This is a genomic window from Bifidobacterium adolescentis ATCC 15703 (assembly GCF_000010425.1).
Classification (GTDB): Bacteria; Actinomycetota; Actinomycetes; order Actinomycetales; family Bifidobacteriaceae; genus Bifidobacterium; species Bifidobacterium adolescentis.
In genome coordinates this window covers 17,384-42,398 of sequence record NC_008618.1, presented here as the reverse complement: position 1 = coordinate 42,398, position 25,015 = coordinate 17,384, and the positions used below count along the sequence as shown (strand labels likewise).

The 25,015-nt window shown below is 56.2% G+C and carries 20 protein-coding genes and 1 pseudogene; 13 read left to right on the top strand and 8 right to left on the bottom strand.

Annotated features, from left to right (window positions below):
- Positions 1-170: 170 nt before the first annotated feature.
- Positions 171-959 carry a rhomboid family intramembrane serine protease gene (locus BAD_RS00170; protein WP_041777187.1) on the bottom strand — a complete coding sequence of 263 codons (789 nt, stop codon included), beginning with the start codon at positions 957-959 and terminating at the stop codon, positions 171-173.
- A gap of 140 nt (positions 960-1,099) precedes the next feature.
- Here BAD_RS00170 and BAD_RS00165 point away from each other — a divergent pair, with 140 nt between their 5' ends.
- Complete coding sequence (locus tag BAD_RS00165; protein WP_021913506.1) at positions 1,100-1,330, top strand: hypothetical protein; 231 nt, start codon at positions 1,100-1,102, stop codon at positions 1,328-1,330.
- A gap of 328 nt (positions 1,331-1,658) precedes the next feature.
- On the opposite strand, the gene BAD_RS00160 is transcribed toward BAD_RS00165, so the two are convergent.
- A complete protein-coding gene (locus BAD_RS00160) occupies positions 1,659-4,115 on the bottom strand; it encodes a glycogen/starch/alpha-glucan phosphorylase (RefSeq protein WP_011742583.1) in 2,457 nt (818 codons plus the stop codon).
- Positions 4,116-4,443: 328 nt separating this feature from the next.
- Between BAD_RS00160 and BAD_RS00155 the strand changes: the two genes are divergently transcribed.
- Positions 4,444-4,881: a sterol carrier family protein gene (locus tag BAD_RS00155; RefSeq protein WP_011742582.1), complete on the top strand. Its 438-nt coding sequence runs from the start codon at positions 4,444-4,446 to the stop codon at positions 4,879-4,881.
- A 135-nt stretch (positions 4,882-5,016) separates the two neighbouring features.
- Here the strand turns inward: BAD_RS00155 and BAD_RS00150 are convergent, their stop codons facing one another.
- A complete protein-coding gene (locus BAD_RS00150; RefSeq protein WP_011742581.1) occupies positions 5,017-5,388 on the bottom strand; it encodes a DUF3073 domain-containing protein in 372 nt (123 codons plus the stop codon).
- A gap of 126 nt (positions 5,389-5,514) precedes the next feature.
- Between BAD_RS00150 and trpS the strand changes: the two genes are divergently transcribed.
- Complete coding sequence (gene trpS / locus BAD_RS00145; RefSeq protein WP_011742580.1) at positions 5,515-6,615, top strand: tryptophan--tRNA ligase; 1,101 nt, start codon at positions 5,515-5,517, stop codon at positions 6,613-6,615.
- Between the two features lie 138 nt (positions 6,616-6,753).
- On the opposite strand, the gene BAD_RS00140 is transcribed toward trpS, so the two are convergent.
- Positions 6,754-8,349, bottom strand: coding sequence for a sodium/proline symporter (locus BAD_RS00140; protein WP_011742579.1), 1,596 nt, complete (start codon positions 8,347-8,349; stop codon positions 6,754-6,756).
- A gap of 57 nt (positions 8,350-8,406) precedes the next feature.
- Positions 8,407-10,239 (bottom strand): threonine/serine ThrE exporter family protein, encoded by a 1,833-nt coding sequence (locus tag BAD_RS00135; RefSeq protein ID WP_011742578.1) that lies wholly within the window; start codon positions 10,237-10,239, stop codon positions 8,407-8,409.
- Between the two features lie 201 nt (positions 10,240-10,440).
- On the opposite strand from BAD_RS00135, the gene BAD_RS00130 reads away from it, so the two are divergent.
- On the top strand, positions 10,441-13,197 hold the full coding sequence (locus tag BAD_RS00130) for a phosphoenolpyruvate carboxylase (protein ID WP_011742577.1): 2,757 nt from the start codon (positions 10,441-10,443) through the stop codon (positions 13,195-13,197).
- A gap of 144 nt (positions 13,198-13,341) precedes the next feature.
- The gene (locus tag BAD_RS00125; protein ID WP_007054553.1) at positions 13,342-13,977 is read left to right on the top strand and encodes a hypothetical protein; all 636 of its coding nucleotides are present in this window, start codon (positions 13,342-13,344) and stop codon (positions 13,975-13,977) included.
- Between the two features lie 70 nt (positions 13,978-14,047).
- On the opposite strand, the gene BAD_RS00120 is transcribed toward BAD_RS00125, so the two are convergent.
- The 3 genes from BAD_RS00120 to BAD_RS08735 form a co-directional block, all read right to left on the bottom strand.
- A complete protein-coding gene (locus BAD_RS00120; protein ID WP_007058018.1) occupies positions 14,048-14,812 on the bottom strand; it encodes a hypothetical protein in 765 nt (254 codons plus the stop codon).
- A gap of 833 nt (positions 14,813-15,645) precedes the next feature.
- A complete protein-coding gene (locus BAD_RS00110; RefSeq protein WP_008783074.1) occupies positions 15,646-18,042 on the bottom strand; it encodes a glycoside hydrolase domain-containing protein in 2,397 nt (798 codons plus the stop codon).
- Between the two features lie 324 nt (positions 18,043-18,366).
- Positions 18,367-18,951, bottom strand: a complete 585-nt coding sequence (locus BAD_RS08735) for a sigma factor-like helix-turn-helix DNA-binding protein (RefSeq protein ID WP_157822807.1) — start codon at positions 18,949-18,951, stop codon at positions 18,367-18,369.
- 462 nt (positions 18,952-19,413) lie between these two features.
- Here BAD_RS08735 and BAD_RS00100 point away from each other — a divergent pair, with 462 nt between their 5' ends.
- From BAD_RS00100 to BAD_RS08730, 8 genes and pseudogenes are all read left to right on the top strand, one after another.
- Positions 19,414-20,136: a hypothetical protein gene (locus tag BAD_RS00100; protein WP_231837090.1), complete on the top strand. Its 723-nt coding sequence runs from the start codon at positions 19,414-19,416 to the stop codon at positions 20,134-20,136.
- On the top strand, positions 20,084-20,452 hold the full coding sequence (locus BAD_RS09235) for an ABC-three component system protein (RefSeq protein ID WP_231837088.1): 369 nt from the start codon (positions 20,084-20,086) through the stop codon (positions 20,450-20,452). Before BAD_RS00100 ends, BAD_RS09235 begins: the two co-directional genes overlap by 53 nt.
- Positions 20,445-20,864 carry an ABC-three component system middle component 2 gene (locus BAD_RS08975; RefSeq protein ID WP_011742575.1) on the top strand — a complete coding sequence of 140 codons (420 nt, stop codon included), beginning with the start codon at positions 20,445-20,447 and terminating at the stop codon, positions 20,862-20,864. Before BAD_RS09235 ends, BAD_RS08975 begins: the two co-directional genes overlap by 8 nt.
- Positions 20,865-20,908: 44 nt before the next feature.
- Positions 20,909-21,685 carry an AAA family ATPase gene (locus BAD_RS09230; protein ID WP_231837086.1) on the top strand — a complete coding sequence of 259 codons (777 nt, stop codon included), beginning with the start codon at positions 20,909-20,911 and terminating at the stop codon, positions 21,683-21,685.
- Positions 21,686-21,854: 169 nt separating this feature from the next.
- Positions 21,855-22,691 (top strand): hypothetical protein, encoded by an 837-nt coding sequence (locus BAD_RS09225; RefSeq protein ID WP_230468155.1) that lies wholly within the window; start codon positions 21,855-21,857, stop codon positions 22,689-22,691.
- Between the two features lie 94 nt (positions 22,692-22,785).
- Positions 22,786-23,016: pseudogene (locus tag BAD_RS00090) on the top strand (phosphoenolpyruvate carboxylase); the annotation flags it as partial.
- Positions 23,017-24,153: 1,137 nt separating this feature from the next.
- Complete coding sequence (locus BAD_RS09430; RefSeq protein WP_353486225.1) at positions 24,154-24,309, top strand: hypothetical protein; 156 nt, start codon at positions 24,154-24,156, stop codon at positions 24,307-24,309.
- Positions 24,310-24,575: 266 nt separating this feature from the next.
- Positions 24,576-24,977: an RDD family protein gene (locus BAD_RS08730; protein ID WP_011742571.1), complete on the top strand. Its 402-nt coding sequence runs from the start codon at positions 24,576-24,578 to the stop codon at positions 24,975-24,977.
- Positions 24,978-25,015: the final 38 nt, after the last annotated feature.

Here is a 25,015-nt window from a genome sequence, read left to right as displayed (position 1 = left end):
GATATCGGTTATCCACAATTTTCACATAGGAAATTCCTTATGTTCCGCCATTTTGTGAATATCCTTGTGGATAATCCACCACGTTATCCCCGACTTACCCACAGGTTTGACATCACTTATCCACAAAGTTATCCACGGATGTGGAAAACTACATGTGTGTAGTTCCCGCATTACTGGTACAGAAGTGACATATGCATCAGCGGATTGCCGGCGTTGCATCCCACGATGATCGCCACGACCACCACGAACACCGTGATGCCGTACACCGTGGTGCGCCACGTCAGGCTTTTGCCGCGGAACGCATGCAGGCCGGTGACCAGCAGCCACGCAAGCACGCCGCCGACGATGAATCCGCCGACATGCGCCTGCCATGCAATGCCCGGCGTGATCACCGGCATCAGGAAGTTGATCAGCATCCAAATCAGCATCGAACGAATATCGATGCCTATTCTCCTGTACACCACCAGAATCGCGGCGAACAGGCCGAACAGCGCGCCGGACGCGCCATATGCGGCGGTCATCCATCCCGACGGCGAGCACACGGCCCACACCATCAGTCCGGCGCCGCCGCCCAATCCGGACAGCAGGTACAGCGCAAGATACGGCCAATGCCCCATCATGCGTTCCAGCACGGGCCCCACGCACCACAAAGTAAGCATGTTGAACAGGATGTGCCACAGCGAGGTCGGCTGGTGCAGGAACATCGAGGTGATGAAGGTCCACGGGTGCCGGACGGCCGTGGCGGGCAGCAGCATGCCGGCGTTCACGAACGCGTTGCCGCCTTCGGGCCAGACGAGGAAGAGGACCGCTTCGATGGTCCACACCACGATGCAGATCGCCATGATGGCGGTGGTGATGACCGGGTCGCCGTTGCGCCACCGGTATCGCAGCGATCGGGCGGAGAACAGATCCTTGAACGATGGGGAATCGGGAAACAGACTGAATCGTTGGTATGCCATAGCTCAACACTACCGGCACATGCGGTATTTTCCGGCGCGTAAATCCACCCAATCGACACATTCCACGAATTAAGATAGGGAACAGAGCTGGCTTGAACGAGCAGGTCAGCCAGTGTTTGGAAACCTTGAAAGGAGCCGTCATGGAGAACAAGTCTTCTAACGGTTGGAAGTTCTTCGCACTGCTCTTCGGAGCTTTGCTTGCTGGCGTCGTCGGTCTGTACATCTACAAGCAGCAGAATCCCGACTATGACCCGTGGGAGGAACCGTGGGAGAACAGCTCCTCGCCGGTCGACCTGGGCCTGACCAAGGACGCCGAGCCGGAGGCCGACGCCACTGCCGCCGCTCCTGCCGCTGAGCCGGAAGCCGCTTGATTTCGCCTTTCCCCGGCACACCTATGCCGCGTTGGGTTTGTTGCTTCGCCCTGTATCTTGCGATACAGGGTTTTTCTTTTGCTTTTGCGATTGCGATTGGCTTGCGGCCTTCCGTCGTACTGTCGCTGTATTGCCACGTACGTTCGGCACGTACGTTCGGGCACTACCGGCATACGCAATCGGACATGCGAAAAACATACGAAAAGGCCCTTGGAAAATCCCAAGGGCCTTCGTCGTCATCACTTATCCGCCCATTGCGAAACGGACGGAGCGAAAGCGATCATGCGTGCGTCGGCGATGCCAGCGACGTTTCATGACCGCTCCATAATCACTTGAGCGGACCGGTGTGCCAGATGCGCTCGAGGTAATCCTCGATGGAGCGGTCGGAGCTGAAGTAGCCGGAGTTGGCCACGTTGAGCACGGCCATGCGGCTCCACTTCATCGGATCGCGGTAGGTTTCCTCGATCTGGGCCTGGATGTCCATGTACGCGCGGAAGTCGGCGAGCGTCATGAAGTAATCCTTGTTCAGCCAATCGTTGACGAGGTCCTTGTAGGTGTCCTTGTCGCCGTCGGAGAAGGTGCCGTCGGCAACCATATCGATGGCGGCCTTGAGCTGCGGGTCCTTCTCGTAGTACTCGCGGGACAGACCCTTGGTGTCGTAGCCCTTGGCGTACAGCGCAGAGACTTCCGGCTCGGTCATGCCGAACAGGAAGAAGTTCTCGGCGCCCACACGCTCACGGATCTCGACGTTGGCGCCATCGAGGGTGCCGACGGTCAGAGCGCCGTTGAGGGCGAACTTCATGTTGCCGGTGCCGGAGGCTTCCTTGCCGGCCTGGGAGATCTGCTCGTCGAGGTCGGTGGCCGGAATGAGGTTCATGGCCAGCTCGATGTTGTAGTTCCACGGGAAGTAGACGTTCAGCTTGCCCTTGACGTCCGGGTCGTTGTTGATGACGCGGACGACGTTGTTGATCAGCTGGATGGTCTGCTTGGCCAGGTAGTAGCCCGGAGCGGCCTTAGCGCCGAACACGATGGTGCGCGGCATGATGTCGTCGGCGGAGACCTTGCCGGACTTGATGTCGGCGTAGTCGGCGATGACGGACAGGATCTTCAGGGCCTGGCGCTTGTACTCGTGCAGACGCTTGACCATGGTGTTGATCATGGTGTTCGGGTCGATGTCGAAGCCGTACTTGCGCTTGGCGAAGTTGGAGAAGTCGACCTTGTTGGCCTGCTTGACGGCGGCGAACTTCTTGACGAACTCGTCATCGTCGGCCAGCGGGATGAGGCCCTTGAGCAGTTCGAGGTCGCTCAGCCACTTGTCGGTGCCGAGGCCTTCGGTGATGAGGTCGGACAGGCGCGGGTTGGCCAGCTTGATGAAGCGGCGAGGGGTCACGCCGTTGGTCACGTTGGTGAACTTGTCCGGATACACGTCGGAGAAGTTCTTCAGGGTGACGTCCTTGAGCAGCTGGGAGTGCAGCTCGGCCACGCCGTTGACGTGGGAGCCGCCATAGGTGGCCAGGTAGGCCATGCGCACGGAGTCGCCGGTGTAGATGGCCATGTCCTTGATGGTCTCCTCGGCAACGCCCTTGGCCTTGAGCTCGGCCTCGAACTGGTCGTTGATCTTCTCGATGATCTCGAGATGACGCGGCAGCAGTTCGCCGATGAGCTTGGACGGCCACACTTCCAGAGCTTCCGGAAGCAGGGTGTGGCAGGTGTAGTTGAAGGTCTTGTTGGTAATCGTCCAGGCGGTGTCCCAATCGTAGCCATACTCGTCCATGAGCACGCGCATGAGCTCCGGAATGCCGATGACCGGGTGGGTGTCGTTGAGCTGGAAGTTGATCTTGTCCGGGAAGGTGGTCAGATCCGGCTTGTCCTGGCCCGGGTAGAAGACGCGGATGGCGTCGTGGATGGAGGCGGACACGAAGAAGTACTGCTGCTCGAGGCGCAGAGCCTTGCCCTGCGGGGTGGAGTCTTCCGGATACAGGATCTTGGAGATGTTCTCGGCCTCGACCTGCGGCTTGACGGCGTCGAGGTACTCGGACTTGTTGAAGGTGAGCAGATCGAACTCGTCGTAGCTCTTGGCGGTCCACAGGCGCAGGGTGTTCACGCGGCCGGAGGCGTAGCCCGGAACCATGTAGTCGACCGGGACGGCGCGCACGGACCAAGCCGGCTTCCAAACCTTCTTGCCGTTCTCTTCGACGACTTCGCCGCCGAAGGAGACCTTCTGGTCGCGGTTGTAGTCGATGTGGCCCCACGGCTCTTCGTTGGCCAGCCAGTAATCCGGGGTCTCGATCTGCTTGCCGTTCTCGTCGAATTCCTGCTTGAAGATGCCGTACTTGTACTGGATGCCGTAACCGAACGCCGGCACGCCGAGGGAGGCGAGGGAGTCGATGAAGCAGGCGGCCAGACGGCCCAGGCCACCATTGCCGAGTCCCGGCTCGTATTCGGCGTCGATGACTTCCTGCGCATCGAAGCCGAGAGCTTCCACGGCCTTGTCGAACTGGTCGGTCAGTCCGGCGTTGAGCAGCGCGTTCTCGAGCTGCTTGCCCATGAGGAACTCAGCGGACAGGTAGCCCACGGCCTTGGTGTTGCCGTTGACCATGTCGGCCTGGGTCTTCATCCAGGAATCCACGAGATGGCGACGCACTGCGGCGGACGCGGCAACGTACACGTCGGCCGGCTTGGCCTGCTCGACGGTGACGCCCTGGGTGTACTTCAGCTGCTCACGAATCTCGTCAGCGAACTGTTCCGCGGTGACCGCGGACTTCGGTGCGGTAATTTCAGTCATTGATTGACTCCCTTTGACGGATACTCTCCAGGAACATTATGCCTTACTTCAGCGTCCTTGCATTTGCGGCCGCATGAACACTAAGTAACATCATGCATACGTTCTCATGTACAGCATACTACGTAATCATAAAAAGACGAAATTCCCAGCAATCGTAAGCCGGCATTCGTTTGCAAAAAACATTGCAAAAACTGCAACGCAACGTATGGCGCCCATTAAGCGAGGGCACCACAATCGCAGGAAAATCGCCCCTCAAACCCCTATTTAGTTACGACTACATCGTTTGCAAAGTCCCATCATAGTCGTTTGCGGGCTGCACAATACCGGTATGGCTGTCATACGAGAACAAGACTTGGGCAAAGGACGCGCCGCCTTCGAACAGTGGCAGGACGCGGCGCACAACATTTTCAGCGAGCAGCTGCCGGCCGATGACGACGCCGCTTTCGATTTCCGGCTCAACTTCTCGCCGCGTCTGCCGCGCCAGCTGTGGGCGATGGCGGTGCGCTACTCGCTATACCTGCTGGAAAAGAAGGCTCCGGGCGAAGGCGTGGAGGTGCGCGTGGCACCGTGGGGCGCCATCAAGATCCTCGACGGGCCGGCGTCCGATCCGCACAATCTCACGCCGCCGGACGTCATCGAACTGGACCCCGACGTGTGGATGAGGCTCGCCACCGGCATCACCAGCTGGGGCGAGGAAAAGGACGCCGGACGCATCACCGCCGTCGGCGAACGCGACGATCTGAGCGGGCTGCTGCCGCTGGCATAGGAATAGGTCGCGGCGTGGTGCGACCGGTGATGGTTGGCGGGACGAGCTCGACAATCGCCCGACAATCGAAATCGAAATAATAAAAAATGGCCCGCGGTCGAAACCACGGGCCATTCGTTGAAAAAATCTGTGCAGTCAGTCCTGCTTCTTCGGCTTCAGCGCGCTGGGCACCGGCATCGGGATGGGCTTGTGCGGCTTCGGCGCGGCCTTTGCCGCCGGAAACTCGCCACTCGTGGCCTTCGCCGCGGCTTCCGCGGCCCACTTGGCGTATTCGTCAAGGTCATCGGCGGAATCGGAAGACGTTTGGCCGTCCCCAACGGTCTCATCTTCGGCGTCCACATCGTGAGAATACTTGGCTTCGATATCGGCAAATGGGTCGAAGGAACCAGAACCGGGCTCCTGCGCACCGAGCTCCTTGGCAAGCTCATCGTAATCGGTGTCGGTGGTCAGGTACTTGAGCTTTCGGGCTATTTTCTGCTGTTTGGCTTTCTGACGTCCGCGGCCCATCTGACCCCCTGAAATTACTGTGCTATCAATTCATCAAACAAGAGAGTACCACTTATTGCGCATTATTTCGTTGTCGGCTCAGACTTTTACGATAAAATCGTTGATTTTCTTAAGAAAAGGACACGTATGACGGACGAAACCCAGGAGCAGCAGATCACTGCTGTCGGCAATGAAATGAGCGCGAGCTTCCTCGCCGCAAAGAAGCGTTCCGATGAAACCCTCGCCGCAATCGAAAAGAATCCGGGCAAGTTCACCATGCTCACCGGCGACCGTCCGACGGGCCGTCTGCACATGGGCCATTACTTCGGCACGCTGCGCAGCCGCGTGGAGATGCAGAACAAGGGCGTGCACACCAACATCATCATCGCCGACTATCAGGTGATCACCGACCGTGACACCACCGAGCACATCCAGGACAACGTGCTCAACCTGATCCTCGACTACATGGCCGCCGGCATCGATCCGGAAAAGACCATGATCTACACGCACTCCTCCGTGCCGGCCGAAAACCAACTCATGCTGCCGTTCCTGTCGCTCGTCACCGAGTCCGAACTGCACCGCAATCCGACCGTCAAAGCCGAGATGGAGGCTTCCGGCCACGCACTGACCGGCCTGCTGCTGACCTACCCGGTCCATCAGGCCTGCGACATCCTGTTCTGCAAGGGCAATATCGTGCCGGTGGGCAAGGATCAGCTGCCGCACATCGAATTGACCCGCACCATCGCCCGCCGCTTCAACGAGCGTTACGCCAAGAAGAACCCGGTGTTCCCGGAGCCTGACGCCATCCTGTCCGATGCGCCGGAGATTCCGGGCCTCGACGACCAGAAGATGAGCAAATCCCGTGGCAACTCCATCATGCTGAGTGCCACCGCAGCGGAGACCGCCAAGCTCATCAAGAAGAGCCGCACCGATTCCGAACGCAAGATCACCTTCGATCCGATCAACCGTCCGGAGGTCTCCGCACTGCTGACCACCGCAGCGCTGACCACCGGCCGCGACCCGAAGGAAATCGCCGAGGAGATCGGTGATTCCGGCGCGGGCGCACTGAAGATGTACGTGGTTGAATCCGTGAACAACTTCCTTGCCCCGATGCGCGAACGCCGCGCCGAGCTGGCCAAAGATATGGATTACGTGCGTGACGTGCTCGCCGAGGGCAACAAGAAGGCCAATGCCATCGCCAACGAGACGCTGGAGCAGGTGCGCGACGCCATGGGCATGCGCTACTGAGCGCGTTTGAGCCGTGCGGCCGTCGCACGCTTACGTGTTCGCACGTTCACAACGAGAAATGGGTCGGGAACCACATCGGTTCCCGACCCATTTCGCTTACAAATGGCGGATTACGCCTTCCGCCGGATGCCATCCCGCTTAGATCTGCGAGCGCTTCTCCCCTGCGGCGATTTCGGCGGCCACGAGGTCGTCGTCCACGTGGCGGTCGTCCGGATCGTCGAGATAGTGGTCGAATTCGTGCAGCACTTCCGCGCTTGGCGCGGGCGTAAGCAGCGAGACCACCACGATGAACAGCAGCGAGACGATGAACGCCGGCAGCAGCTCGTAGATGGCGAAGATGCCACCGAGCGGCTTGACGAGGTTGTGCCAGATGAGCACGGTGGCCGTGCCGGACAGCATGCCCGCGATCGCGCCGTACTTGTTGGTGCGCCTCCAGTACAGCGAGGTGAGCATCAGCGGTCCGAAGGATGCGCCGAGGCCGGCCCACGCGTACGAGACCACTTGGAAGATCGAGGAGTTCTGGTCGAACGCCACCACGATGCCGAAGATGAACATGACGAGCAGCGTGATGCGCGCCACCATCATCACCTGGCGGTCGGTGGCCTTGCGGTGCAGCAGTCCGCGGAAGATGTTCTCGCCGACGGCCGAGGCGCCGATGATCATGTACGAGGACGAGGAGCTCATGGACGCGGCGAAGATGCCGGACACGACGATGCCGCACATGAAGCTCGGCAGCAGCGCCTGCGACACCACGATGAAGATGTTCTCCGCGGCCGCCTGCGTGGCGAACTGCGTCGGCATCATGGCACGGCCGACCAGGCCGATGCACACGCCGCACGCCAGCGAGATCACGCACCACGTGGTTGCGATGATGCGGGATTTCTTGATTTCCTCGGAACTGCGGATGGACAGGAACCGCACGAGCACCTGCGGCATGCCGAAGTAGCCCAGGCCCCACGCGAGCATGGAGATGATGGTGATGATGCCGTAGTCGGCGGGCGCGCCGAACATGGCCTGTCCGGCCTTGACGATCTGCTCGCCGGCGTCGTTGAGGATCGGCGTGGCCACATGCGTGCCGTCGAGGAATCCCGGAATGCCCTTGAGGAAGGCGACGGTGTTGTCGATGCCGCCGGCGGACGCCACGGAGCCGATGAACACCACGGCCAGCGCGAAGAACATGAGCAGGCCCTGGATGAAGTCGGTCACGACCACGGACAGATAGCCGCCGATGATGGTGTACGCGAACACGATGGCGGCGCCGATCACCATGGTCAGGTGGTAGTCCCAGCCGAACAGCGTGGAGAAGAGTTTGCCGACGGTCACGAAGCAGCTGCCGACGTACACGCAGAAGAATACGAGGATGATGAGCGCAGCGATGGTGGATACGATATTGCGATCGTCATGGAAGCGCTTGGAGAAGAAGTCGGGAATGGTGATCGCGTCGCCGGCCACCACGGAGTAGCGGCGCAGACGGCGTGCGACGAGTTTCCAGTTGAGGTAAGTACCAAGCGCCAGACCGATGGCCGTCCACATTGGGTCGACCGCGCCGGTGAAGTAGGCGACGCCCGGCAGGCCCATAAGCAGCCAGCCGCTCATGTCGGAGGCTTCCGCGCTCAATGCCGTCAGCCACGGTCCGACGCCACGCCCACCCGCGAAATACTGTTTGGTGGAGGAATTGGACCTCTTGGAGTAGACGAAGCCGATGGTCAGCATGGCCGCGAAGTACAAGACCATGGCCAGCAGCACCCAGAAATCTTTGGTTACCAAGTGTTTTTACCCTTCTGCAGGTTATTAAATGTCGTAGCGCCAGGATTTATCGGTCACTACTCGTGCCATCGCCAGGCCGATCGGCAGGCAGATGATCACCATGAACGCACGGAACGCCCAATCGAGCGCGTTCAGCGTATCGAACTGGCCGAGGTGGAACATGGCCTGGTACATATACAAACCGGGCACCATGATCACAATAGACGGAACCGTCAGGCAGATGCGCGGATATCCCAAATGCGGAGCAAGTAGGCCGTGGCGCACCGCCGAACGCCATGCGGAGGCGAGCAGGCCGGCAAGGAACGCGCCGATGAACGCGCCGGCTTCCGCGGGCACGCCCAAGTCGACGATCTCCAATCGCAAGGTATCGGTGATGGCGCCGATGGTGGCTGCGACGAGGCACATGCGCTGCGGCGAATTGAACATCACGGAGAAGCCCCACACACCGATGAACGCGAACAGCATGCGCAGCAGGCAGTTGATGACGGGGTTCAGTCCAAGCGGCTCGAATCCTTGCGGATTCAGGTGCACGATTGAGGCGACCATCCATCCTGCCAACGTGGCCATCAGAATGATGCACAGCACGTAGGTGAGTCGTTGCACGCCTGATGGGAAGTCGATTTTCGCCATGTCAAGCCCGCCGGTTATCAGCGGGAATCCGGGGATGACGAACAGCATCGCGCCGATATACGCGGTGTCGTGCTGCAAGGCGATCGGATCGAACAGGCCGATCAGTCGCAGCATGCCGGTGCATGCCAGCGCGGCGACGGCCACGCAGACGAACGTCACGAAGAATTGGTTGAGATGGTGGGCGAACAGGCGGCGACGCAGCCAGTGGCCGAGGCCGGCGCCGACGAACGCGCCGATCATGTCGTACGGGCCGCCGCCGAGCAGGAACACGAAGGATGCGCAGGCGCAGGCGGACGCGAGTCCCGCGAAGGCCGGCGAATACAGCGGTTTGCGACGTTCGATCATGTCGAGTCGCTCGTGCGCCTGCCGTACGGTGACGCCTTGCGATTCGCCCGCGGCTTTCCCGATATGGTCGAAATGCTCGGCATATTCCTTCGGCGGTTTGCAGTTGCGGTTCTTACGCGGCTTTTCCGCGACCGAATCGCCATTGCTACGTCCGGCCGCGGCCGCCGCCTCGATATCGCGCATGTGCAGCGGACGTGCGGTGGAATCGCCTTCCTGCGCGCGTTCCGTGACCATTTCCAGCGCGTCGAGCACGGGATCGTCGGAACCTTCCTGGTTCTGCTCGGCCTTCTGCCGTTCCTTGAGCTGCTTGGACAGTTCGGCCGACACCTGCGAGGCGTCGCGCTTGTCGAGATGCTGCATCAGCCCTTCGGAAACGTCGGATTGGCTGTGGTACATAGAGCCTTTGCCGAGGTTGACGTTGAACCAGTCGGCGAAGTGCTCGAGCAGCCAGATGCGTTCGGTGTTGACGCCGGTGGTCGGCAGGTCGACGACTTCGGTGATGCGGTCCTTGCCGTCCGTGCAGGAGGCTTCGATGTCGGTGAGGTTCACGTCGGCGCGCACGTGCACGCCCAATGGATAGGCGATGCGGTGCATCATTTCGCGGACGCGGAAGCTGCCTGTTCCGGCGCCGAGGTCAAGCATGCCGACGCGGACGATCACGCTGGCTTTCGCCGCGATGCCGGCTTCGGTTACCGGCTTGTCCCAATCGCGTTCGATGTCTTCCATATCGAGCGGAATGGAGTGGGTGTGGAATTTGCTGACCGCCTTCGCGCTGCTGTCAACGCGTTCGGTGTTCTCATCATGTTCATGTAGTGCGCTCACACTATTCAGGTCTAACGTGTGGGCTGGTCGGATATTTTCCGAACATTCCCACATGCCCATTTTCCGGACATTCAATGTCCACGATGCGAACCATTCCGGCGTTTCCGTAACCAAACTGTCGATTTGCCGCGCCTACAATGGTCGAGCATTTACCCACCAAGCTTAGGGCTGTGGGCTCGCAACAGACGGCCAAAACAATCGCGGAGGTGCCGCGAAGGACCGACAGACCGAGCAACCCGATGGTTTGGAGAAGGAGGTCTGATGACAACTGAAAACGAACAGATCACGCCTGCGGACGCGGCTATCGTCTCGTCCGGCACCGGCACCAAGGGCCCTGAGGAGCGTGATCTTCCCGCATCCCTCAAAGAGGAAATGGATCTGTGTCTGCAGATTCTTCGCGAGGTGCTCGGTGAGTTCGATGAAAACCTGCTGGCCAAGTTCGATGAAGTGCGCGAACATGCGCTGAAGGCCAGCGACGAACGTTTCTCCGGCATTCTGACCGACACGAATCCCGATCAGGACGACCTGCAGAAGGTTGTCGACATCATCGACAAGACGGACGTGCATGAGGCCCAGCTGTTGGCTCGTGCCTTCACCACTTACTTCCATCTGGCCAATCTGTGCGAGGAGAACTACCGTGTCTCCGTGCTGCACAGCCGTGAGAACGCCGTTGACGACACCCAGGCCGTCGATCCGGTGAACGAAATGACCTGCGCCTACCACCAGCTCATCAACGAGATGGGTCCGGCCAGAGCCAAGGAGCTGCTCGACCAGCTCGAGTTCCATCCGGTGTTCACCGCGCATCCGACCGAAGCCCGCCGTAAGGCCGTGGAAGGCAAGATCCGCCGCATCTCCCAGCTGCTCGAAGCGCATAAGCTGCTCGGCGGCTCGGACAAGAAGGAGAACTCCCGTCGACTCTTCAACGAGATCGACGCGCTGTTCCGTACCTCCCCGATCGCGCTGAAGAAGCCGACTCCGGTTGAGGAAGCCGACACCATTCTTGATATCTTCGACAACACGCTGTTCTACACCATTCCGCAGGTCTACCGTCGTTTCGACGACTGGGTCCTCGGAGACAAGGCCGGCCTCGTGCCGCCGGTGTGCCCGGCGTTCTTCCATCCGGGAAGCTGGATCGGTTCCGACCGTGACGGCAACCCGAACGTCACCGCCAAGGTGAGCCGTCAGGTGGCCCGCAAGTTCAGCGACCACGTGCTGGGCGCGCTGGAGATCGAGACCCGCCGCGTCGGCAAGAACCTGACGATGGAGGCCGAGACCACCCCGCCGAGCGCCGAACTCAAGTCCCTGTGGAACCACCAGAAGGAAATGAGCGAGCGTCTGACCGACAAGGCCGCGCTGATCTCCACCAAGGAGCTGCACCGCGCCGTCATGCTGGTCATGGCAGACCGTCTGAAGGCCACCATCGACCGCGACGCCGACCTCATGTACCACTCCTGCGAGGACTACATCGCCGATCTGAAGACCGTGCAGCGCTCCCTCGCCGAAGCCAACGCCAAGCGTTCCGCCTACGGCCCGCTGCAGGACCTCATCTGGCAGGCCGAGACCTTCGGCTTCCACATGGTCGAGATGGAGTTCCGTCAGCATTCCGTCGTGCATTCCCGCGCTCTGGAGGACATCCGCGAGCATGGCCTGCACGGTGAGCGTGGCGAGCTGCAGCCGATGACCCACGAGGTGCTCGACACCTTCCGCGCGCTCGGTTCCATCCAGAAGCGCAATGGCATCAAGGCCGCCCGCCGTTACATCATCTCCTTCACCAAGAGCGCCCAGAACATCAAGGACGTGTACGAACTGAACCGTCTGGCGTTCTCCCACCCCGAGGATGTTCCGACCATCGATGTGATTCCGCTGTTCGAGCAGCTTGAGGATCTGCAGAACTCGGTGGACGTGCTTGAGGAAATGATCAAGATCCCGGAGGTCCAGGCTCGTCTGAAGGCCACCGGCGGCAAGATGGAAGTCATGCTCGGCTACTCCGACTCCTCGAAGGACGCCGGCCCGACCTCCGCCACCCTTGCCCTGCACTCCGCGCAGGAGCGCATCGCCAAGTGGGCCGAATCGCACGACATCGACCTGACCCTGTTCCATGGCCGCGGCGGCGCCGTCGGTCGTGGCGGCGGCCCGGCCAACCGCGCCGTGCTCGCACAGCCGGTCGGCTCCGTGAAGTGCCGTTTCAAGCTCACCGAGCAGGGCGAGGTCATCTTCGCCCGCTACGGCAACCCGGTGCTTGCAATCCGCCATGTGGAGTCCGTCGCAGCCGCAACGCTGCTGCAGTCCGCTCCGAGCGTGGAGAAGCGCAACACGGATATGACCAAGAAGTACGCCGACATGGCCAGCAAGCTCGACGAGGCCGCGCACAACCGCTTCCTCGACCTGCTGAACACCGACGGCTTCGCACCGTGGTTCTCCACCGTCACGCCGCTGACCGAAATCGGCCTGCTGCCGATCGGCTCCCGTCCGGCAAAGCGTGGTCTGGGCGCCAAGTCCCTCGACGACCTGCGCACCATTCCGTGGATCTTCTCCTGGGCCCAGGCCCGCATCAACCTGGCCGCATGGTACGGCCTCGGCACCGCGTGCGAGCAGTTCGGCGACCTGAACACCTTGCGTCAGGCGTACGAGGAGTGGCCGCTGTTCTCCACGTTCATCGACAACATCGAAATGTCGCTGGCCAAGACCGACGAGCGCATCGCCAAGATGTACCTCGCCCTCGGCGACCGTGAGGACCTCAACAAGAAGGTCCTCGACGAGATGGAGCTCACCCGCAAGTGGGTGCTCAAGATCGTCGGCGACGAATGGCCGCTGCAGCACCGCCACGTGCTCGGCCAGGCCATCCGCATCCGCTCGCCGTACGTGGACGCGCTGTCCGTCACCCAGGTGCTCGCCCTCGGCTCGCTACGCAAGCGCGTGGACAAGGAAGAGCTCACGCACGGCCAGAAGGAGAACTACACCTACCTGATCCTGTGCACCGTGTCCGGTGTCGCAGCAGGCCTGCAGAACACGGGCTGATCTTCGGCTGACCGCCTGACAAAAGCGAGCGGGGAGGTTCCGTGCCGATAAACGGCGCGGGCCTCCCCGTTCGCGTCGCACGGCCCTAGACTGGCCGGCGACGGCGCGCATAGAACGGGCGCGCTGGCCGAGTGACAGACTCGGATGATCGGAGGGGACATGGACAAGCCATCGAATGAGCGCGGGAGCACCGGGCCAACGGACGGCATCAAGGCGGAGGGCGATGCCGGAAACGAACGCCACATTTGCAAAGCGAATCCGGCTATGATCGATGACATTGGGAAAAAACATGGCCTGGAAGATACGTCAGAAAATTTTTCCGGCAAGAAATATGCTTTGGCACCGAAAGCAGCTACCAAATTCCTTAAGGCGAGTAGATGCTATGTGGCTTTGGGCAAGGCCAGACGCGTGCTATGGTGGCTGGGATTACTGCTGCTTTCACCAGCACTTATTTTGTGGGCGGAATGGGGCGCCAATGGCGATGATGATACTATAATCTGCAGAGTCTTAACGTTCTCTTCCTCTTCGTGCATGAATTTAACTACGGCAACTGAGTATGTACGTAGACTTACCTTAGTATTGATTATGGGGGTAGTCTGCTGGATTGCGGCGCTTGTCATCTTTGGCGTGCGTTCATATATGCGATCTGTATATCCGGAACTTCGTGATCATTCCTCTTCCGCCTCGCATGTCCTTGTGGGAATCATATCGTTTCTCGTGCTGGTCATGGTCTTTCCCGTTCTTGTGATAACGCTACTTTCCGCTCTAATGACTCTATGACGTTTTACCAGAGGCGCATTGCGTGGAATGGCTGAATCATTCCACGCAATGCGATCACAATCATGATTGATTAACGGTTCGGATTTTCAAGAGATTCAGCATAGGATAATGCCAATATACCAGCCTCCGCTTGACTCGGGAGTCGGTCTGCATGTGACGCAATGAGCAGTGCTTTTTTACTTCCGGATACGTTATCGAATATTCCAAGATCGATTCCATCAACAAGCTTTCGAAATGCGATGACCAGGTTGTCCGCACTTCCCTTGAACCGGGACTGATAGAACCGTTTAATTCGATTCGTCTCGCTTTGCGCGAACATGTCCCGCATAGCGGTGGACAAAGACCTTTCGGAAGAATTGCTCTGCATGGACCGCGCCAGCAACCATGCATCACAGTCCGCGAGAACATCGCTGTAACTGAATCCCATACGAGCGTCTTGCTCGCCGAGATGAGCGTGCAGCCATGACGCCAGGTCCTCTTTCGGGGTATTCGCCAGGTAGCTTCCCCAAATCTGCAGCAAATCCAGAGCCCATCCGCCCAGATCACCGAGACCATAGTCCATTGGATCGTTCGTAACGCCCCATGTCAAGTATCCCAAGGATGTGGCAGCCATATGGGCGATGTCCCGATTGGGCAGCGTGCCTTTGATGACAGGCTGTGCATCACATGCGACACCGCATGCCTGACGCGACAAGGCCAATTCGCTGGGAGTAACCGGCTCCGGTGTGTATGCATGCCATAGTGCCTGCGTGCCGGAACTACCTTCCGACCAGTACGTAGGTTTGCGGAGCCATTGCAGGATGAGTTGACCGATGCTGTCCTCATAAACCGCCACCTGGGTACCCAGAGCGGCAGGGGCTTTGTGACACTCCTGCTCGGGTGTCGCCGCCGGCCTGCGGAACACGGGCTGATCCGCGGCTGTCCGACCGCTTGATGAACGGGGAGGTTCCGTGCCGATTGACGGCGCGGGCCTCCCCGTTCGCGTCGCACGGCCCTAGACTGGCCGGCGACGGCGCGCACGGAACGGGCGCGCGGGCCGAGCGACAGACTCGGATGATCGGAGGGGGACATATGGACGCGGAAAGGGACACGGACGGGACGACGGACGCGCACGAGGGGGACCACACGCCCGCGGACGGTGCCGGGACGGAGGGCGAAGGCGGCAAGCCGGACACTAGGCCGGGCGACAGACTCGCGACCATCCGACGCACGCTGTGGTGGATAGGACTGGCGCTACAGCTCCCATTCGCTTTGACTCTGATCCATTTTGATACCCCTTACCTGATATTGGAGCGTATCCTATGCGCTATTCCGCCAAGACTGGCAAGCGACCCGTCATCAATCGTCGGCATTCCCGCACTTGAAACGGAATGGTGTCGAGAATTCCTGGCACTAGTCCTGGGCGCAGTTTGCTGGGTTACAGCTGGAGTAATGAGATTAGTTGCGGACAGCCCATCAAACCATGGAAAAGAAACCCTTCCTGTACGCATCTTCGCCGGAATCATCACCATCATCGTATTGATGGCCACCGGTATTACAGGACTCTTCCTCGGCATAGCGGCCTTTTAGAAGTTTCCCCGTATCTGGCAGAGGAATTCCAAATCGAAAGCACAACAGCGAATGTGTGGGCAGACGACACATCTGCCCACACATAATGCATTATGCGAGCTACCGTCTTGGCTGATCAATGAATGCAGCGAACGCCCGAGCACTCACTTCAGCTTCCTGCTTATCAGGAAGCTTGTCTGTACCGGCAGCCTTTTTTAGGATGCTTTCGCTCATTCCAATATTTGTCAAACCAAGTGCATCAAGACCGTCCGCCATTGTTGAATATGCACTCACCACATTATCTGCGCTTGATGCAAAACGTTCGTCGTAGAATCGAACGATACGATGGGTCTCACTCTGCTTAAACGTTTCACGCATAGCAGCAGAAAGAACCGTCGAACCGGATCGTTTCCTCATACTAGAAGCAATTAGCCATGCATCTGCATCCGCAAGAACGTCATCGTACCCGAATCCTTCATCTTTCCCAAGGTGCTTATAGAGCCATGCTGCCAAGTCGGCATGCTTGCCGTCACGGCGATAGGCACCCCAGATCTGCAACAAGTCGAGAGGCCAGCCACCTAAATCGCCTAGACCATATTTGGCTGGATTGTTTTCGATACCCCATGTCAGGTATCCGAGAGCAGTTGCAGCCATGTGTGCAACATCTCGAGTCGATGGCAGTTTCTCTTTAATTGAAGGCTGTGCTTCGCATACATTGGCACATACCACACGCGCCGCGTCCAAGTCGGGCGGAGTCGAAACTTCAGGAGTATATGCGTGCCACATTGCTTGTGTCCCGCTACCGCCTTCCGACCAGTATTCAGGTTTGCGGAGCCATTCCAGGATGAATTGACCGATGCTGTCCTCGTAAACCGCTACCTGGGTACCCAGAGCGGCAAGGGCTTTGCGACACTCCTGCTCCGTGACGGCGACCCATCTTAGCAGCGGATCCGTTTCTGGCGAGACGGGATCGGGATCAGGCGCAGGCACTGGCACGGCAGGCAACAGTGAAGCGCATGCTGATACCTTCCCGGAATAGGCAACACGGTCCAGATCCCAGCCCTGGCCCTTGTAATCGTCAATCTCGGTGAACTGGTCATAGACCCAACCGTCCGGGATGGGGAAGCCGAGATTGCCCGAGAATCCCGTCGACATGTCGGACACAAACGCGTTACTCGCGCATCCCGCACCGATGACGCGGGAACAAATATTGCGGGACGCGTAAATCCCTACTCCGTATCCACCACCAAGAGACGAACAAACCGCACGGAAGTATGGCAGGATATTGCTGGTCACCTGGTCATCGGTCGCATCGAAGTCTACAGCGAAGTAGATATGGGTGGGAGGGATGCCAAGACGCTGCGCCGCCTCACGAGCGGTCTTGGCATGAGCAGCGCCGTTTGCCGGGGTGAAATGCTCCAGCTTCGTGGAGTACTCCTGGAAGATCGGGAAGAACCGCATGCCGCCCCGAGTGATGCGCTCGAGCTCACCCGGACGGATGGCCTTAAAGTAATCCTTGGGCGCCAACGACGACTGGCCAGGCTCCGTCAGATAACGTCCCACGATTTCATACCCGTCTGCCTTCAACGTCGCCAACCTGGCGTCGGTAATTTCGAACCTAGTGTCACAGGCCACACACGGACGGTCAGGATCACCTTTAGATGTCAACAGGCTCATCCACGTGGTCGAATCAATAGAGCCCGTCACAGCAATGGCATAACGCTCCTGGAACGCTTTCACGATATTGGCGAACGTGCTCGTCCATACGAAGGTCGGCCCGCCCCCGATCCCATTACACGCCAAAGCCGTGCTGGCGAGCCAGACCCACGACTCATTAGAGGATGCGTTATTTGCTGTTATCGTTTTCAAACGAGATCTAGTTCCGTTGCCGAAATTCCCCGTTGCCTCACTGGGTGAAAAACCTTCAAGCGACTGAAGCACCTGGATAAGAGCCGTGTTCATCTCCCTGCCGTACAGTCCATCAGTCGGAATGATGCCCGTGTATGGACGATATGCTTTGTTGATGAACTGCTGTGCCCTACGGACGGAGTCGATACCGCCATAAGAGGCCAGCAGCACGAACTGCTTCATCGAGAGCAACGCCCCCATGATCTCAACGTCTACGCTGGAATCTCCCTCTATGCCCATATCAGCCTTAAGCTTCCTGATCGCGGAACCTGTTCCGTCGTAGAAATGCTGTGAGATGTTGCCACCAGTGGAGTAGCCCTTGCACCACAGCGCCCCCTGAATGATGGAATACACGTTGGAAGTGCTCTTGTCCGCAACTGCCTGCTGCCGCACCCCATTCGGATACCGCTGCTTGAATAACCGCTGGGTGGAAGGACCGAAGTTATCGGCAGTGGACTGGATGCCCAATTCAATCTGCAATGCGCGAGTAAGCGCATAGATTGTCGGCCAACCAGTTCTGCCGTCCGGGTTGATTTTCTTGAATCGGGGATCATTCCCGTATGTCTTGTTCAGCCACTGCTGCGTCTGCAGCACCATCTGATCAGTCATGATGTCCTCCTTCGGGACCTGTTGCTGAAGGCAGACCCAATATCTGCCCTCACCTGCACTGCCGTTTCGCCACGAGGTGTTAACCTCGGGCGTTTCATCTGGCATGGCGTCTGCGATGAACTCTGCGATTTTCGGTGTCTAACTCCAACCGAAACATAGTGTTTCCCTTACAACGACTTCCATCACACTGTGTATTGTCGCAGCGATCAGTGCGCATGTTTTCCGTCATGACACCTACAGCTTTGGCCATAGCCAAAATGTCTCCGCATGCATCGAAGTCATATGACGGGCTTCCTTTCACTCTGATAACACTGAAATGAACCATTAATGCTCCTTTCTTTCACAAACTGCTGATGTTGTCGTGTTCTTCGTTTCTTTGCTTTCGTCGCGAATAGCGGCACGAATTTTGCGCACAGCCGTTGAAAGCTGTTTGGACACCGCAGCTCGGGACACGCCCAGCTCTCGTGCCATATCTGATTGAGATGCCCCCTTTACCAGTACACCCCTGACGATATTGCGCTGACCTGCTGGCAGTTTTTCGATCTCCGCAAAGATAGCTTGCAAACAGTTAGCTCTTTCTCTCGCATCCTCCGCGCATAAGAGAATATCCTCAGAAGAAGCAGAACACCCCTGGGGTTCCCGCCCTGCACCAACCAAATCCTCATAGGAGCAAATAACTCCGCTGACACGGTCCGATCGATAATAAGCGTGAGCGGAACGTTCCTCCGCATTCCACAATTCCTGAAGTATCGTTTGAGGGGTACGTAGTGCAATATCACGTGGCGAACAACCCATACGGATTGCGCGCAAACATCTATCGCGTTCAACCATCGTCCGTAATTCCACTTCCGAACAGTTGTATATATCAGTTACGGACACATTACCGGCGCGCATTGCCTCATGTTTCAATGAAATTCTCATTCCAGTCTCGATCCCACCCAGTTATTGGGTCTTCGAGACCTGCTTGCATAGGCCACCACATGAGCATCCAACCTGCTGGATAAGCATGACGCGTCAGTTCAGGAGAAAACCGACGCGTCACCATGAATAAGCAGGCAGATCTCATGCATGTGATTAGTTAAAAGCCCCAGTCAGCTTCACTGCGGCACAACGGATGAACAGCCCAATGCCCTACTTCTATAACCGGTTATCGCATGACATCGAGTTGAAGAAGAAATTACGATGTGTCTGGTCTCAAATCCTTTCAATAGACGAAAGTTGCGCTTCTCTGATCCAGCTGTAAGCGGCGTATACTGGCGATATTCCAGTGTTTTACCGGCTTATTCGTCTGAATCTGGCTTCCATCGTAGGAACAGTGACCTCATGGGAAGGCGACGGATGAAGACAAATGGAGACGAGAAGGAGACTCACTTGGCCGAAACTACTGCTACCTATGCTCTGGGAGTCTTCTGTCAGCTCGTAAACCCTTATATATCTGGCGTAGACCACCACAAAAAGGGATTTATGAAGGATTTCTTCGATGCTGTGTTAGAGGATGACGGTCTAAGAAATCCACTTCCCCAACATCATCGAAACCGCAAACCCGGAAAGACCACTATTACCACCGGGGTCTGGTCTGGAATCAACGATACTGATCTGACTCGTTTTTATAACGGTCGCAAGAAGATTCCTGCCTGGAAAGCCGCCGAGTTTTATCAGCGCCTAGATATCTCGAAAGTAGAACGTCTTTGCTGCGATATCAGCATTGATGCCCTTGCCGATTTTCAAAAGGAGCTTATCAAGGCAAATATTAGAGTTACGGATATCAGTGAGCTTCCTTCTGCCACAGGAAAATGGCTTCTGTCAATACTCCAGGCGAATGCCGGTGGACGTGACATTCTCATCGACGGCATAAGCTTTCAGCCGAAATTCGATATTTTCGAAAACTTACCTCTGGCGTCTGGTCGCATCAACAACGGCAAATTGCACCTTGGGCGCTCTTCGGTCCCCTGGAAGGCTTATCCAATTCCACCGGATAAACCAGATGATCATCTTGAAAAAGACATACCTCACGCAGATGCAAGCCGCCTATGCCGATCACTTGCACAAGCCAATCAACTGTTCCGACGATCTTCCTCAGACATGTCGTCCTGAATACGCCAAGCAACGTGAATATTTTTACGATGCGGAAGGAATGCGCAGGAATCTACGGGATGTTATAGAAAACGGAGAGCAAGAATTTGATGCACTGAAGGTTGATCTTTATGACGGAATATGCGATACCTGCGCATCTGATTACGCCGATGGACTGTTACGCATGCGAGCAACGCTATCTCAGGCAGCCGGTTTCCCCCTATCCGGTTCAGTTATAGCCCAATTCCCATCAATGATTAAGGCAGCGGAAAAGAAAGGGCTGTGTCATATGCTGGTCAACGACCATATGCTGGAGTGGGTACACGAAAATGAATAATTCATTATTTAACACAACACAGGAAACAGCAACACGATTGACATTATGCCTTCCCCTTCTTTCTAGACCTTCCACAATTGACGAAATCACAGCCATTGACCTTATCGCCACCTATATGAAAACATTCGGATTCGGACAGCGCAATCTTCACGGCGATGGTCCACATGCTTTAGCCGAATATGATGCTCGTCGCAAACGAATACAAGCAGGATTAGCCCAACTCGTAATCGTTGGAGCAGCAACCGTGGATTCCACTTGCCTGTTGTACCGCGCCACTCCGGAATGTTTCCAATATTCGGAAGCATTGCACGGCGATTACGCTGCCTCCTATCGACAGGCTGTTCAGCTCTTGATAAAAAACGATTATGAAACCATCATGAACCGAATAACGAAAGAGAACAACCAGTTATGAGAAACACATGGATACGTCGAATTTCGGCAATCAGAAAGGACGGAGTGGAATCCGCCATTAATCTCACATGCGGGCTGAACTGCATTATCGGCGCTTCGAACACCGGGAAAACCAGAATCGCAAAAACCGTGGAATTTGCCTGCGGAGGGAAAGAGCTCCCCTTTACCGATAAAACTGCCTATGAAATTGCACAGGTCACGTTCGTGACCAACGGCGGTGAGGTTTCGCTTAGTCGTTCGATTCACGTTCAGAACACTATCCATGTAAAATCCAGCAACCCAATGATCGTCCCCGGTTCCTACTCCGTTTCATCACGTGCCGGTAAATCAATCAATACGGTTCTTCTTGCCTTACTAGGCGTTGAATCAACCCGTAGAATAGCGACAAACGAAACCTACCATACAGTTGCTTTCACATGGAATGCCATCAGACATCTCATGATTGTCCCCGAGGACCAAATAGGACGTGCACGCCCCTCCATTCTTTTCCCCAAAAGTACCTCTCTAGCAACTCTCACACAAAGTCTGTCCTCGTTGCTCGTGCTAGTTCAAGATGAAAAAATCGACAACTCCATACAGACAGAGAGTGCCAGCGAACGTCACGCCCGCAGAAAAGCCGTGGAACAGTTCATCCATCAGCAGTTGGATGATATAGAGCCTCGCATCAGACACCTTGAGGAGATGCGCCATATCGCAACAAATGAGGGGAAGACCATTCACACCTATTTAAGACCTTCACAAAAAAGCATTACACGTAGAACAGCAAAGACAAACTCTCCTCAATCGAGATGCCCATACCATCTCACATATCTCTCAGCTTAATCAACAATATGAGCACCTTGAGGTACTTATTCGCCAACGTAAGGTACTTATCAGTCAATACGAATCAGACGCTGCACGTCTTGATTTGCAACTACAGGCAATGAAACATGCCCGCACACATGCCTATCCCGCCACATGTCAGTTTTGCCACAGCCCCATCCACATGTCTGTGCCGACTGAACAGGACATTCTAATCGTCTCAACAGAAATTGAGCATATCCACAGAATCCAAGCAGACGTTGAAACCGATCTAGCCATCCTCGTCGACAAAGCCGATGAGGTGCAACAGGAGCTGCATCTGGAGAAACAGCAGCATCGGCAAAATATGCATTCGCTCAAATCCGACATTCAACCAACAGCGCAGCACATGCAACAAGATATTGAGCAAATTGCCCATGCAGAACAATTGCATGCGGAATATGCGGAACTCATAGCGCTGCATGCTCGTTTCAACAAGGCACTCGATGACGCTGGTCAAGCAACACAGAATGATGAAAAATACAAGCCACGCGAATGTTTCCAGAGTGATTTCTGGTATTCCATGAATAACACCATACGCAGCATTCTGCAACAATGTCATTTTCAAGGTGCTGATACTGCAGATTTCAGCAGATCTTCTTTTGATGTCGAAATAGCAGGGTATTCCAAGGCTGATGAACAAGGCAAGGGATACTGCGCATTTCTTAACAGCGTTGTTATGCTCGCATTTCATGATTATCTCAATGAACAGTCAAAGCATACTCCGGGTTGGCTGCTTATTGATACGCCTCTGCATGGGTTTGACGAAGGAATACGACCCCTGGAAGACTCATCCATGAAAGTGGGCCTGTTTTCCTATCTAGCGAAACAAGCGGTTTCACAACAAATCATCATTATCGAAAACACGAATCACATGGCTGGCATTCCTCTTGACGATAACATCAATATCGTCGAATTCTCGAAGGACAAGCACAACGGACGATACGGATACTTGGACGGGATTTACGATGTGTCTGACGAAAGTTAACGGCGGTCCCAAATCAAGTCACCTTGTCGAGGAGCGAACCCGCGCAGCCGCACTCCCCATGATTTTCCAAAGCCATTGACCGGACTAACTTGAGCGCATCGTGGGCGACAAGTGGCCGCTGCAGCACCGCCACGTGCTCGGCCAGGCCATCCGCATCCGCTCCCCGTACGTGGACGCGCTGTCCGTCACCCAGGTGCTCGCCCTCAGGTCGCTGCGCAAGAAGGTGGACAAGGAAGAGCTCACGCACGGACAGAAGGAGAACTACACCTACCTAATCCTGTGCACCGTGTCCGGTGTCGCAGCAGGCCTGCAGAACACGGGCTGATCTTCGGCTGACCGCCTGAATGATGCGAGCGGGGAGGTTCCGTGCCGATAAATGGCGCGGGCCTCCCCGCTCGCGTCGCGCGGCCCTAGCCTGGCCGGCGACAGCGCACAAAACAGGCACGCAGGCCGAGCGACAGACTCCCAATCATCCGACGTAACCCGGCGCCTGTCCGCGTTTACCCACGCCGCGACACCGACAGCCATCGTGGGCTTATACAACTGGTTCGGTCAGACTTATATTCTCGGCAGATTGAGCCTAGTCCACATTTCTCTATTTCTTCCTCGTCCTGCTTATAACCCCAATGACAACCCTTTTGGTTACGGCTTTCCTTCATGACAAACTGTCTTGGAAGAAGATTGTTCGCATCATAGCGCTGTCTTACTGTTTGACCATATTGGGTGTATTTCTGAACGAGTTGTGTTGTTGACGGAAGACGCCGCACTCGAAGGTTTTTGTTCAGCGCCTAACATGCAGCACTAGCATACTTATCCTCAATCCACTCATGATTCAGTAACAACTGCATGACTCCTGAAACACAGACACATAGCGAAGCCCTCGTTTGCAACTTCCACGAGAGAGAACCTTTGCTATTTTCACTAGAAAATCACACCCTAGAGTGCACCCCTACTCATTTTCCATTAGAATACTCTTAATATCTTAATCATTGTCGATTGAGATTAAATTTTCACATGGAGGAAATTATGAAATCCAGAAGAGTTTTTTTATTCTCCACAATTATCTCAGTTTGCCTATGCACAGTTATGACCACTCCAGCCTTTGCTGTAAATTGGTAGCAGGTTGGATGGATTGTCGCCAATAACGTCATCGACCGGGTAGTCAATCTCGATGGGCAAAGTTCAAATGATCAATATTCCACCTATATGGTTTCACCTTCCATTGTTTTCAACAATGGCACCAATGGGGGCGAATTCTATATGCGCCCTCAAGTCTCCAGCCGTGTGACCAGTTTCGAAATGCACGCGCATAGAGCTAACCCCGTCGATTTTGGAGCCAATATAGTTCTAGCCTTGTCCACAACCTCAGGCAAAAGGGTTATCAATAAAACAGTAGGGACAAACCAGAAGGAGAACAGTGCAGTACATATATCTCACAGCACTTGCCCTGCTAGGATTATGTATGCTTATTTTTCCAAGGCAACTCTGGAAAATAAGCAATTTCCTCTGGACTCAAAAAGGAGATCCGAGCAATCTATACACATCCTTAATGAGAATAAGCGGTGCCGCCTTTCTTGTTTTAGCTCTTATTCTTTTCATCTTCTGCAGACTGCAGTAACACCTACCTGATCCTGTGCACCGTGTCGGGTGTCGCAGCAGGCCTGCAGAACACCGGCTGATCTTCGGCTGACCGACCGCTCGATGAACGGGGAGGCCTACGCCGTTGACAGCGCGGGCCTCCCCGCTCGCGTTATCCGGCGTTTTGTCCTATTCTTATGGAATCCAACATAAGATTGAAATAACTTAGAAGGGGAACTACAGCATTACACTGAACCTTTTCTTATACTGTTTCCAATCTGGCCGGGTTCGTCAAGGAGGCCGTCAATGGGGAAAATATGGTGTCGCAGAGCAGCGTCATATATTCTTCGCATAATATTGCCAACTTCATTGCTATCACAATTAATAAACAGCGTTTTATATGGGAGATCTTCCATAGATGGAACCATGGGAATCTGGATTAACTGCGTCTCCATAATCATAGTTTGCGTGATTTCTGCCTGTTCTACGCGCAACGGACAAGCTTGGTCGCATCATTTTCTAGGACTGCAGGTAGTCGATCAATATTCCAACCTGCCCATATCGGGAGTAAGGATGGGTTTACGCGAGATAGCTCACTGCGTTGATTTCGTGCCATGTTTCATTGGGTTTCTTTGGCCTTTATGGGACACCAAAGGACAAACCTTCGCCGACAAAATTATGAGAACAACGATAATCAGTATAGAATAGATAGAACTAAAGTGACGCAAAGACGCATCACTGGATAA

Coding starts and splice junctions, on each gene's coding strand:
- BAD_RS00170 (WP_041777187.1), bottom strand. CDS start 959: ATGGCATACCAACGATTCAGTCTGTTTCCCGATTCCCCATCGTTCAAG.
- BAD_RS00165 (WP_021913506.1), top strand. CDS start 1,100: ATGGAGAACAAGTCTTCTAACGGTTGGAAGTTCTTCGCACTGCTCTTC.
- BAD_RS00160 (WP_011742583.1), bottom strand. CDS start 4,115: ATGACTGAAATTACCGCACCGAAGTCCGCGGTCACCGCGGAACAGTTC.
- BAD_RS00155 (WP_011742582.1), top strand. CDS start 4,444: ATGGCTGTCATACGAGAACAAGACTTGGGCAAAGGACGCGCCGCCTTC.
- BAD_RS00150 (WP_011742581.1), bottom strand. CDS start 5,388: ATGGGCCGCGGACGTCAGAAAGCCAAACAGCAGAAAATAGCCCGAAAG.
- trpS (WP_011742580.1), top strand. CDS start 5,515: ATGACGGACGAAACCCAGGAGCAGCAGATCACTGCTGTCGGCAATGAA.
- BAD_RS00140 (WP_011742579.1), bottom strand. CDS start 8,349: ATGGTCTTGTACTTCGCGGCCATGCTGACCATCGGCTTCGTCTACTCC.
- BAD_RS00135 (WP_011742578.1), bottom strand. CDS start 10,239: ATGGGCATGTGGGAATGTTCGGAAAATATCCGACCAGCCCACACGTTA.
- BAD_RS00130 (WP_011742577.1), top strand. CDS start 10,441: ATGACAACTGAAAACGAACAGATCACGCCTGCGGACGCGGCTATCGTC.
- BAD_RS00125 (WP_007054553.1), top strand. CDS start 13,342: ATGATCGGAGGGGACATGGACAAGCCATCGAATGAGCGCGGGAGCACC.
- BAD_RS00110 (WP_008783074.1), bottom strand. CDS start 18,042: ATGACTGATCAGATGGTGCTGCAGACGCAGCAGTGGCTGAACAAGACA.
- BAD_RS08975 (WP_011742575.1), top strand. CDS start 20,445: ATGAATAATTCATTATTTAACACAACACAGGAAACAGCAACACGATTG.
- BAD_RS09430 (WP_353486225.1), top strand. CDS start 24,154: ATGCTTATTTTTCCAAGGCAACTCTGGAAAATAAGCAATTTCCTCTGG.
- BAD_RS08730 (WP_011742571.1), top strand. CDS start 24,576: ATGGGGAAAATATGGTGTCGCAGAGCAGCGTCATATATTCTTCGCATA.